Consider the following 12903-nt stretch of genomic DNA (forward strand, 5'->3'; position numbering starts at 1 on the left):
ACAGCTAACGGTCAGCTATCAGGCACGCCAACTAATGCGGACGTGGGTACCACTGCCGGTATCGTGATTTCAGTGAATGATGGCACAGTCACCTCAAGTCTAAGCGCCTTTAGCTTAACGGTGACTAACACCAATGACGCACCAGTGATTTCAGGTACGCCTGCCACTTCAGTTAATGAAGACAGTGCTTATAGCTTTACCCCAAGCGCCAGCGATGACGATGTGAGTGACACCTTAACCTTTAGCATTGTCAACAAGCCAAGTTGGGCAACCTTCAGCAGCGCTAATGGTCAGCTATCAGGCACGCCAACTAATGCGGATGTGGGGGTTACTGAAGGGATTGTTATTTCAGTGTCAGATGGTACCGAATCATCAAGTTTGAACGCGTTTGATCTGACAGTAGCCAACACTAATGACGCACCGGTGATCTCTGGAACACCTAGTTTGAGTGTTGATCAAGGAGACTATTATCGCTTTGAGCCTGTAGTTACCGATGAAGACGTTGACGATGAGTTGCAGTTTAGTATTCAGGGGAAACCTAGCTGGGCCAACTTTGATACGGTATCTGGTGTCATCTCTGGTACGCCAGAAAACCAAGATGTTGGTATTTATAACGACATTTTACTCTCAGTAAATGACGGAACCATTCAAGTTGACATGGCAAGTTTCAGTATTGAAGTTATTAATGTTAATGATGTTCCTGAGTTTGTCTCTGAGCCCGTGCTAACCGCGCAAGCTTTAGTGAATTACGTTTATCAGATTGAGATAAACGATATTGATGCCGATGCTCAGCTTTCATTAATGTTATTGAGTGGTCCTGAGTGGCTATCAATCAATGGCTCGAATCAGTTGGTGGGTACACCACCGTTAGATAGTGGCGAGCAAACCTTTAGTATTCAAATTGGCCTGACAGATGGCTTAATCGAAGACTATGTCGTTCAGGAATTTACGCTAGAAGTAGAGCGCCCGGTGAATACTGATGTTTCAGTAACAAGCTTTTTTTCACCTTCACCTGCGACATTAGGTGACAGTGTGAATCATATTGTCACTATTGCTAATGTGGGTTTTGCGCACGCTGACAACTTAACTTGGAGCATCGAGTTTGATAGTGCGCTTAGCTTGGTTTCATTGCCAGATAATTGTGAGCAATCTTCTGCAAACATCCTGAGTTGTAGTCTGGAGCAGTTAATGATTGATGATTCAAAATCATATGCTTATGGCTTTGAAGTTATCGATGTAACAGCTGGCTTCTCTGATGCAAGTCTCTCTTTAAGTGGTGAGAATTTAAATGAGGCATCAGTGGAGGCTAAGAGTTCATTGCTCCTTGCAGAATCTTTGCTCACGGAGTTTGGTGATATTCTCCTAGAAGCAAATGTATCTCAAGGTGTAGTGGTCGATATGAACAATGACGGCTATGACGACCTAGTGGTTTATCTCGCAGAGCTGAATACGATGCAAGTGCTACTCAACAGTACTGCTGGCGAGTTAATTCCTAGTGCAGATATTTTGATTACGACGCCGTTTATCAGCGTTGCATTTGATGACATCAATGGTGATGGCTCAATTGATGTCGTTACTGCAGGTGGTAGTAACGGTAATTCGGCATACCTGTTAGATGATAACTATATGGTTGATAGCACAATTGCTCTTGATGACATTCAAGCTGGATTAGTCGCAATTACCGATCTAAACCTTGATGGTGACAAAGAAGTGTTGTTTGCGGGTTACTCTCCGCTTGGTTTAGGTATCTATCAAGGCTTCAGTGCTGATGATGTTACTTACACATTTGTTGACGTATTTGCTATCAATGATCAAGCTCAGTTGAGTTCACCTGCTACTGAACAACAACCTGATACCCAGTCGCAAGTTGACGTGCTAATGCAAGTTGTCAAATCTCAAGACCTTGAGCAAGTTATTATTAGTGCACAAGGTAGCGGCAGTAAGCTAGTTTCGCATGACGGTAAAGAGTTAGTTGTTGTAGCAGTAGATAGTCTATCAACATCTGTTGAAAACTTAATGTTAATTGATCTCGATGCAAACCAAATGCTTGATGCTGTAGTGCTAGACGACTCAGGGTGGAGCATCATCTATGACGTGCTGTCTAATGACTCAGAGTCAAATGCCATTTCTCTGCCGCTTGCTAAAAATGTTATCGCAAGTGACTTTGATAATGATGGCGTGCATGAACTCGTGCTGCAATCTGATACATCAGTCAGTATTTGGGAACTCGATTCTGGAATTGTGTCTCCGACTGGCATGGTGATTAAAGCCAGTTCAGTTAGCAGTGTTGACCTTATGGATTTGAACAATGATGGCTATCAGGACTTACTGGTATTTGATCAACAAGAAGGCTTAAAAATTTGGTATTGGAGTGCATCCGAGTCATTAGGCCGACAGGATGTTGACCTTGGGCTTTTATCGTCTGGTATTAGTTACTCACGTATTTCTGAAGCAACACCTTTGAGTTGGCAGTTAACTAATTACAGTGCATCTAGTGCTAGCGAAGTGCAAGTTGACATTCAGCTGTCACGCGCAGCGCGTATTGAACAGCTACCTGCACAATGTGTTAAACAGTCTAATTCGCGCGCAGTGTGTTCTTATGGCGTGATTCAGGCGTCTGAAGTGGTTGATATTGCATTAGTTGTAGTAATGGATGACTTTATTGATTACCAATTGGTGGCTGCAGTATCAAGTAAAGAGTTTGACGTTAATGCATCTAATAACAGTTTCACGGTTAAAACCTCGATTGTGAGAGATGATAACGCTAGTTCACTGTCAGGTGCACTTCTACTAATACTCATGATGTGTTGGTATCAGCGAAGACGGTATTACTAATAATTGTTAAAAGAATGTTTTGTGAAGTTAATGCGCCGTATATACTACGGCGTATTTTTTGAAGAGCGAATAGCGTAGTTTAGGTATGAAGAACAATAATAAAGCCTTAGTTTTAAGTATTGCTTTAGCGTTAGGCACATTACCAGGTGTATTAAATGCAAAAGTCGAATTACCACCAAAGCCAGACCCTCGCTTGCTGGTTGATATAATCGGCAATCTAGAGGCTGAGCGCGATCCTAAATGTCACGCGACTGCTACACGCTTAGAAGGGCTGATTTACGGTACGCCACTTTCAGAGCAAGCAAGGTATTTAAAAACTGAAGTTCAAAAACAGCTGGTTAAATCTATCTGGCAAGCTGCCGCAACGGTTGCTGGTCAGAGTGTTGCTACACTTAATAAAAGCCATGTCGATTCAGCTGTCAGTGATTTGTTTTCAATTGAGCGTACAGTCAGTGTTGTGGGTGCAAGCTGGAATGTGGAAGTGGGTGATAACATCATAGTTATTGATGAGCGCGATCAGCAACATTATGGCTCTGTGGCATATACGTTGAGAGCAATGCTGGCAGTGCAGCAAGACGTGTTGTTAGATTTTGACAGTGAACTGCCACAGTTAGATGATGAGGCCGCCAATGAGATTAATCGCCTTGTCGATTTGTTAACTCTCGCTTTATTGAAAAAAGCTGACGCTTTAGCTCGTGACGATAACGCCCATCAAGTCGCAAAAACGCATATCGCTGCGGTTGATAAAGCGTTATTTTCGAGCATTACTCAACCAAGGAAAGTGGAAACTCGTGTCGCAAGCAAAGGAACATCTGCAACCGGAGTGTTAGATAGTGTTATTGCCCAAAAGATTGCCGCATTTAACAAGTATAATGAGGTCAGTCAGCCACTGTTTTACCGCAACCTTCAGGTTTATTTTGCAAAAGCTGCAATGCCTGAGAGTAAAAATGCGCAGGCTGAGTTTAAACAATACTTTACTGAGGCGATGATTGCGTTTTCTGCCAGTCTTTATTTATCTGCACAGGCAAATGTTGATGCGGGCGTCACAATTAAAGAACAACACGTAGCTCAAGCGATCTCATCTATTTTGCCTCATGATGTCAATGAATATGAAGACGTCATTTTTTACCCTAAGTACCCAAACACTAAACAAGTTGTCATTGAGTCTTACGACATGGACGCCTTTCGCGACTCAGGTCTTCACTGGCAATATTTTCAGCAAGCCTTAGTTGATATTCGCCAACAGGTTCAATTAGAAGCAGACCCTTTTGCTGCTGAGCTAATTAGCGAAGCTATTGCTCACTATGGGGTGTTGCTGCTAAGAGGCGCTGGTGACAGTGTAAAAGCGCTTGGTAAAGAGCATTTAACAGCGCAGTCCTTAGTGCAAAGTTACGAGTCAATTAATGCGAGTGTTGCACACCATGGTACTTATAAGCCTGAAGTTATTGAAGGGGCAGCGATTATTTCAGCGCAGCCTACGCAATCACTAGAGAAGATAAAGTACTTTAATGATATTACAGAAGTGAGTCAGTTTAAGGCTGAGCATCGCTCTTCTGATTGGCTAAGCAGGCAGCTGCGGAGTTATTTAGAGAAAGACAACAGTACAGGGGTTATCACGATTCCTCCAGCTTTTGGAGGCAGTGGTATCGCTGCTGAAGACATAAACGGTGATGGTTTAATTGATATATTGGTGCTCAGTGGCCTTGGCAATAAGCTATTTCTGAATGATGGCAATAAATTTATCGATGTCACGGCAAAATCTGGGTTAGATGTAAAAAGCGCTAAATTTGGTCAAACTCAGAATTATGGTGAGCCACGCCAGCCATTGATCGCGGATTTTGATAATGACGGCGATCAGGACATTATCATCACCTATGTGGATGAGTCACATCGGATCTTTAGCAATAATAGTGATGGCACATTTACCGATATTTCAAACCAAGTGAATCTAGGTGGAGAAGGGCTGGTTGCAGGTCCAGCGACCACATTTGATGTTAATAATGACGGCCTATTAGATATTTACATCCAATACTTTGGTAATTACCTCAAAGGTGATTTGCCTACCTTAAAGAGACGTAATGATAACGGTGGTGAAAACGTTTTATTTATTAACAAAGGAGGCTTTAAGTTCGAACAAGCTGCCGAGGCTTTAGGCGCCAATGACACAGGTTGGGGACAATCTGTCACCCATACCGATCTGAACATGGACGGCTGGCAGGACCTAATAGTCGGCAACGATTTTGGGGTTAATGCTTATTATATCAATCGTAAAGGCAAAACGTTTATTGATTATGCCGCTAAGCTAGGCACGGACAAGCCTTCGTATACCATGAACATTAGTCTCACCGATTTGAATCGTGATGGACTTGCGGATGTGTATATTTCCAATATTGTTACAATGAATAAAGATCAAAAATACGTTCTGCCAACCGAAGATACCCAAGCTGAATTCAACCCCGATAAGTTGGCAAATATGCGTGTGGTCGAAGGGAATGATTTATTTATATCAGGTAAGAATAAACATGGCGCGTTAGCTTATCAGCAAAGTGAGTTAGTAGGGCGAGGCTACTCAACGACAGGGTGGGCATGGGATGCAGACTTCCTCGATGTTGATAATGATGGCGATGATGACCTATACGTGCTTAATGGCATGAATGACTACTATGTATATTCAACCAAAAATCCGTACTACACCGACCCTGTGACCGGTGAATCTGTGAGTAATATTCACTTCCCTGATGCTTCCAAAGCGAGCAATGTGTTTTTTTTGAACAATAACGGTAAGTTAAATAATGTATCTAGGCAAAGTGGCATAGACATTATTGCTAATTCGCGCTCAGCGACATACCTAGATTTTGATAATGACGGTGATCTCGATGTCGCGTTAAACAATTACCATGATACTGCCAAATTGTTTGAAAATAATGCCGAAAAGCTGTCTAACAATTGGTTGAAAATTAAGTTAGTTGGTTCTCCTGAGGATGGCATTAATCTCGATGCGATTGGAGCACAGGTGCTAGTTGGCACCGCTAGTGGTGGTTACATTTGGCGTCAAGTCTCTGGTAGTCAAGGATATATGTCTGTTCACCCTAAGTTACAGCATATTGGCTTGGGCAAAGCTGACAGCGCGCGAGTTACCGTCATTTGGCCAAATGGTGAGCGCACATTCTTTGAGAAACTTGCTGCGAACAACAGTTACACCATCTCTTACAAGGCGCAGTAGTGTCGACAAAAACTATGTGTAGAAGATATAGAACTTGTGCTTTTGTGAGCTTGGTATTTACTACTCTACTTGCTGTCATCACCCCTACAGAAGTGGTGGCGGTAAGCTCTGCTGCAAAAATCAAATCATTCGAAAGTCAAAAACAATGGTTATTTGACAATCAGGTTATTCAAAATCTGCAAACTAAGCCTAAGTTCATTAATGAGCTAATTGATTCTGATTCGCCCTACTTATTATCTCACGCTTTGCAGCCTATCAATTGGGTTGAGTGGAATGAACAGTTAAAGAGTGGAGTGGCAGACAAAAGTAAGCTAATTTTTATCTCGATTGGTTATTCAACTTGCCATTGGTGTCATGTGATGGCACAGGAGAGCTTTGACAGTCTCGAAGTCGCTGAGTTACTCAACGAAAGTTATATCAGTGTCAAAGTAGACAGAGAGCAGTGGCCTTTAGTCGACAATCATTTTAAGTCGGCACTTGAACTATTGAAGGGCGAGGCCGGCTGGCCAATAAACGCGATATTAACGCCAAATGGCCAGCTAGTTTGGGTTGATTCTTACATCGATAAAGCTAAGTTCATTAAAACTATCAAGGGGTTGGGGCGAAGGTGGCAAAGCAATCCAACGCAGGTATCACAGGTTGCAAAAAGGGTAGAGCAACAATTAGCCGCAAATCTCCTGACTATTTCTAGTGATAAGTTAGCTCGTGCAAGCAAGTCTGACTGGCGTAAGGCTCTACCAAGCATTCATCAAGCCGCCGTCAAAGCGCTGTCAGATGAACAATCAAGGCCAGGTCCGCGTTTTTTTCGTGAGCCTTGGACCCTAGGGTTATTAGAAGAGTATTTAAGAACGTTTGACTCTGAGTATTTACAGTTAGTTCAGGACCACCTAAATGCCATTATTGTAAGTCCAACTTATGATGCTGTTGAAGGGGGCTTTCATCGCTATGCTGTTGATGGTAATTGGCAAAAGCCTCATTACGAAAAGATGCTATATACACAGGCGAGTATGCTAAAGGTACTCGCAAAGCTCTATTCAATTACGCTAAATGACAAGTATCGGATTGCTATTGAGCAAACTCATGACTGGGTTAATCAATGGTTAAAACAAGATACTGGTTTGGCTTCGGCAGTTTCTGCATTATCTTCGGGTGTTGAAGGTGCATATTATCAAGTGCCTTATGGCTACAAAAGACCAATAATTAGCGAACAAGATTGGCGAAAAAGTCCTGAAGTAGAAACGTTAAAAGAGCATCGACGCCATCTTGATAAGCCATTAGTCGATGAGAAGGTTCTGCTGAATTGGAATAGCATGTACGGTGTTGGATTAGTTGAGGCTTATGTGGCAACTAATCAACAAGCTTACTTGAACGCCGCCAGGCAGTTAGCTAATTCGCTGTGGCATACCTTTAAACGTCAAGATACGCTTTACCGTAGTGAGTTCTCTCAGCGTATGTCTATTGTCGCACAGCCAGAAGATGTGGCCTGGTTTGCGTTGCTTTATATCCATTTGTCAGAGCAAACGATAAGTGATGCGAATACTCATCAAAAAATGCAAACACGAGCTAACTGGCTAGTTGAAAAGTTAGTCTCGATGCTTGATAAAGATGAAGATAGCATTTCATCTGTTGCGAACTTAAACCGCGATGAAGAAATACCGTCAACACGCTCAGCGGTGCTGGAAGCTTTGTTTTTTGGTTATAAGCAAACAAAATCTGTGTCGATGAAGCAGCTTAGCAAACAGCTTGATATTGCTGATACGACAGAGGTAGAAACGCTTGTTTCAGAGTACAGCTACGCTAGGTTTAAAGCCAATGAGCTTAAAAGAGTACATACTAACTACGCTAGATTTGCTAACGGTAATGGCCGTATTAGTTTGTCCATGCAAGGTCCTGACCTTGTAGCTAAGTTTGCAATGAACCCTGGCTGGCATATCAACGCTAACCTAGTTAGTAACAAGCGCTACTTAGCTACGGTTGTTGAAGTCGATACACCTCAACAACAGAATATTCCGTTAAGTATTGTTTTTCCTGAGTCACTAAAGAAGCACTTAGCGTTTGACGAAGTGCCATTAAATTTATTTGAAAATAAATTTGAGGTGATTGTTTCGGACTATACCGCAGTGCAGCAACCTTCCATTGTCTCTATACAGCTTCAAGCATGCTCAGATTCATTGTGCTTGTTACCTGAAAAAGTATATCTACTGGGGACTGTGAGGTAATAGCATTGTAAAATGTAAGTCCATAGGAGTTCAAAGCCGCTGTTCGATGTTGGGAGAAACCGCTCCCTTAAACCTATCGAGTATTCATAACCCATAACTGTCTTTTTACCACAATTAGCTTGTTGGTTTTCATTGGCTTAGTTATCATGTTGCACGACTTATGGAGAGATAAATTCTTAATGGATTAGAAAAGCAGGAGTTGTATTTTTAATGTACTGCAGCCAACTAACAGCAAAGCTCTTTTCTTCTAGCCCTCCTCAATTTTGCCATGTAAACGCCGGGCCCATAGCGATTAATACAAAGCAGTGAACTATTTCATAGGTGTTTGATGTTTTTAGATAAAGATACATTCGAAACGGTAATTGAATCTACCCCGCTAATATCCATTGATTTAGTGGTAGAAAACTCTAATGGCGCAGTATTGCTTGGCCATAGAAATAACCGCCCGGCTAAAGGGTATTGGTTCGTACCCGGCGGAAGAATTCGCAAAAATGAGAAGCTAGATGATGCTTTTTTAAGATTGTGTGTTGAAGAACTTGGGGTTGAGGCTACTCGTCAGCAAGCTCATTGCTTGGGGCCTTACGAACACTTCTATGATGATTATGTTTTTGGAACTGAGGTGTCGACACATTATGTGGTTATCGGATACAAGATCATTGTCGATATTGATATTGAATCATTACCGGAGAAACAGCACAATCAGTACCGTTGGTTTACTAAAAATGAAATGAAGTCTTCTTCTGACGTTCATCTACATTCTAAATGGTATATTGAATAACTCCAGCGGCGAATTACAGCGGTTGCTCAATAATAGAATTGATAAAAATCTAAGTTACAAGGACAACAAATGAAACGTGCACACAAAGACAATGAACGTATTTTGTCAGATATTAAACACTTCAAAGCCATGGTCGCTAATGAGTCGGCTCAGTTAAGAAAAGATATCACTCAGCACGTATCAAGAAGCGAAGGTGATAGCACAGAAGCTCTCATTGAACGAGTTTCAGAGCACCTTGCAAAGTTAAACGCTAGAATGCAAATTGTGGAAACTGTATTAGCGTCTGAGCTACCTGTTAATCGCAGTGTTGGTGATCAATTAACCAATACTATTGAAGTTCAAGGCTCTCGAAGCCAACCAGCTGCATTGCCAAATTTATCCAAAAAAGTGATTCTTAATACTCAACACTTCGCTACTAATACCAATATGGACAAAGCAGAACTTACTGACACGGGGTTAAGTTACTGCTGGACGAAAAGCAATCCCATAACCAATTTTAAAGCTTTGATTTCGCGAGAGCAACCAATGCAAATTAAGGTTCGTTTAGTGAGCTTAATTAAAGAGGACATGAAGCAAGACATCAAAGTTTTGGTCGATGGGAATGTTGTATCGAGCAAAATTGAATTTGATGGAACATTAGATTGCCTAGTCGCTGAAATACCTGAATCTAAAGGTAAGGTAGATGAGACTAAAGTTGCAGTACAACTTCCAAATACCTTTTCTCCTCAAGAACTGGGTAAATCACCTGATGAACGTAAGCTTGGTATTGCCATTAATATTGTAGAGTTCAATGAGCCAGAAAAGAAAAAGAAGCGTTTTTTCTCATTTAGATAATAGGTTGCGGTTTGTATAAAACACTTAAAGCTTGGGCTAACAAGCTGAGCTTTGCGGTTAAGTTGATTTCGTATAGCCGTGTCAAAACCCTAGTAAGATTGCTGATAACTGAGTCTCCTGGTGCTGTAATTGCTCGAGCTAAACGATTTTGGCAACTGAAACGCTATCAAAAGTTAGGAGGCACACCTCCACAGAGTTGGAATGACTCTGAGGATAACGTTTGCCCTGACCTCATAGTAAGTGACGTTTCTGAGTTTGAAGTTACATTACCACTTAATATTCCTACATTTGATGACATCGAAGTTTCGATAATTGTCCCTGTGTATAACCAATGGGATTACACGGTTAGATGTATTCATTCAATTATTGAAAATGTTGAAGGGGTAAGTTTTGAGGTGATTGTTGCTGACGATTGCTCGACAGATGAAACCATAAATGCTCAGCGGCACCTGCCCAATGCTAAGATTGTTCGGCCTGAAGAAAATCAGGGGTTCTTGAAAAACTGTAACTTTGCAGCTAAGCATGCTGTTGGTGATTTCATCGTCCTTTTAAATAATGACACTGTTGTACACGAGCACTGGTTGTCGAGTTTACTTAGCACTATCAAGCGCGATGATGATATTGGAATTGTTGGCTCAAAGCTGGTGTATCCCGATGGGACATTGCAGGAAGCTGGTGGTATCGTCTGGAGAGATGGTTCCGCGTGGAATTATGGTAATGGCCGCAACCCTAGTTTGCCCGAGTATAATTATTATAAAGAGGTCGATTATATTTCTGGTGCCAGTGTTCTGATCCGAGCTACCTGCTGGCATCAACTAGAAGGCTTTGATACTCGATACGCACCAGCATATTATGAAGATACAGACTTTTGTTTTGCACTGCGTGATTTAGGGTATAAAACTGTTTTTCAACCTCAATCTGTCGTAACCCACTTTGAAGGTAAAAGCCACGGCACTAACACCGCTTCTGGATTGAAAGCGTACCAAGTTACAAATCAAAAGAAGTTTCGAGAGAAATGGCACAATATTTTAAGGACAGAACACTCTGCAAATGGGCAAGGTGGTTTTGTTGCCAGAGATCGTAGTCGAAATAAAAAGTCGATTTTGCTCATTGATCATTACGTGCCTTGGTATGATCAAGATGCAGGTTCTCGTTCAACCTTCATGTATGTAAAGTTCTTCGTTGACGCAGGCTACAACGTAAAGTTCATCGGCGATAACTTTTATCCGCACCAACCTTATACTCAGGTGCTCGAGTCCATGGGGGTGGAGGTGTTATATGGTGGTCACTACGCCGAAAACTGGCGAGGTTGGTTTTTAGAGCACCAGAGCTTTATCGATGTAGTGTATTTTCATCGTCCACACATTGCGCCCAAGTACTTACCTTTTATTAAACAGCATAGCGCTGCTAAGTTAGTGTATCAATGCCATGACTTGCATCATTGGCGTCTCGCTAGAGCGGCTGAAATTTCAAGTTGTGAGAAAACCAAACAAGAGGCACAACATTGGAAAGGAGTCGAATTGGACATATTTGACTCTGTTGATGTTGGATTAACCTTTTCTCATGATGAAAAGGCCTACTTAGATGCTTTAAATCTAAAAAGCGACATACAGCAGGTACCTTTGTTTGTGTATGACAAGCCCAGTAGTCCAGACTCTCAGCTCCCTTTTGCAAAGCGCCAAGATTTATTGTTTGTTGGTGGCTTTGGACACGCGCCAAACGAAGAGGGCGTCCTGTGGTTTTTGGAGAGTGTTTGGCCTTTGGTGCAGCAAAGACTCCCTGATATTTGCTTTCATATTGTTGGCAGCAAGATGCCAGATGCAATCAAAGCATACGGTTCAGATACCGTTATCATTCATGGCTTTGTATCTGATGAAGAGTTAGCAACACTTTATAGAAAGGTGTCAGTTAACATTTTGCCCTTGCTGCATGGTGCAGGCGTTAAAGGCAAGCTAGTTGAATCTTTGTTTTATGGAACCCCAGTGGTGTCGACTGCAATTGGCTTAGAGGGTATAAATGCCGCTGATTACGGACTGGTTGCTAGTAATACCCCACAGAAATTCGCTGATCAGGTAGCGAAATTAGTCATGAATGAACAAGATTGGCAACGACAGATGTCGCAGCAACAGCAATTGTTTATAGATAATTTTTCACGGGGTGCTGTTGCAGAGCATATTAAACGTGTTTTTTAAGTATTAAGAGGTTTTTGTGAGTCAAGTTTTTATATTTTCAGCTTGTTGGAGAACAGGTAGTACGTTAATTCAGCGCTTTTTAAATACCTCTGATGATTTACTGATTTGGGGGGAGCCAAATTACTTGCTGCCTTTTCATAATGCATTTACCAAGTCTGTTGCTCATTTTAAAGCAGTTGAATGGCAGCATACTTCTTTGGAGGAGTTGGGGTTTCAAAAGGCTTGGATCCCTGTACTAAACCCTAAATCACAGCAGTTGCTAGAAGGCTATAGAGCATTTTTTAACACCACTTATGGCGGTCAGTTAGCGCAATATGGCAAGCGTCGTTGGGGGTTTAAAGAAGTTAGGCAAAATGCTTATCAGCACGCTGAGATGATGAAAACCTTATTTCCTGATTGCAAGATCATTTTTCACTATCGCAACCCTTATGAAGTTTATGAGTCGTTGTTATCTACGGACTTCCACCAAAGTTTCAATGACCCGTATCAACCTATTCGATTTTGGGCTAATAATATGAAAGATTTCATTGATACAGCAAAAATTGAACGGTTAGGTGCAATTGTGATTGCCCACGAAGACTTTGTCGACGAAGTTAAGTCAATGAGCGAAATGGAAAAAGTTGCAAGTTTTGCAGGTGTAAAACTGACTACTACTATGGTTGAGACTTTACATCATAAAGTTGGCGGCACTTCAAGCCAAGTCGGGTTAGAAGCAAATGTGGTTAATAAGATAGATCAGGTTATTAGTGGCACACTAGGACAAGAGCTTAGTGAGAAGGTGATGTCATTATTTGCTAAACCTAAGTTGGCTGAAGGTTAAAT

General features: G+C 41.7%; 7 protein-coding genes. All 7 read left to right on the plus strand.

Annotation, left to right across the window (positions count from 1 at the left end; translation table 11 throughout):
* Positions 1–2835, plus strand: a 2835-nt coding sequence (locus tag G3R49_RS05840) for a putative Ig domain-containing protein (protein ID WP_210147132.1), incomplete at its 5' end; no start/stop codon positions are given.
* 85 nt (positions 2836–2920) lie between these two features.
* Entirely contained in the window at positions 2921–6058 is a 3138-nt protein-coding gene (locus G3R49_RS05845; RefSeq protein WP_167869002.1) for a CRTAC1 family protein, read from the plus strand.
* Between the two features lie 44 nt (positions 6059–6102).
* A complete protein-coding gene (locus tag G3R49_RS05850) occupies positions 6103–8277 on the plus strand; it encodes a DUF255 domain-containing protein (protein ID WP_167869003.1) in 2175 nt (724 codons plus the stop codon).
* A 328-nt stretch (positions 8278–8605) separates the two neighbouring features.
* Positions 8606–9055, plus strand: coding sequence for a GDP-mannose mannosyl hydrolase (locus G3R49_RS05855; protein ID WP_130597830.1), 450 nt, complete (start codon positions 8606–8608; stop codon positions 9053–9055).
* Between the two features lie 69 nt (positions 9056–9124).
* Positions 9125–9889, plus strand: a complete 765-nt coding sequence (locus G3R49_RS05860; RefSeq protein ID WP_130597829.1) for a hypothetical protein — start codon at positions 9125–9127, stop codon at positions 9887–9889.
* Between the two features lie 11 nt (positions 9890–9900).
* Positions 9901–12081 (plus strand): glycosyltransferase, encoded by a 2181-nt coding sequence (locus G3R49_RS05865; protein WP_167869004.1) that lies wholly within the window; start codon positions 9901–9903, stop codon positions 12079–12081.
* A gap of 16 nt (positions 12082–12097) precedes the next feature.
* The gene (locus G3R49_RS05870) at positions 12098–12901 is read left to right on the plus strand and encodes a sulfotransferase (RefSeq protein WP_167869005.1); all 804 of its coding nucleotides are present in this window, start codon (positions 12098–12100) and stop codon (positions 12899–12901) included.
* Positions 12902–12903 lie beyond the last annotated feature (2 nt).

Source organism: Shewanella sp. WXL01, assembly GCF_012263345.1.
GTDB lineage: Bacteria > Pseudomonadota > Gammaproteobacteria > Enterobacterales > Shewanellaceae > Shewanella > Shewanella maritima.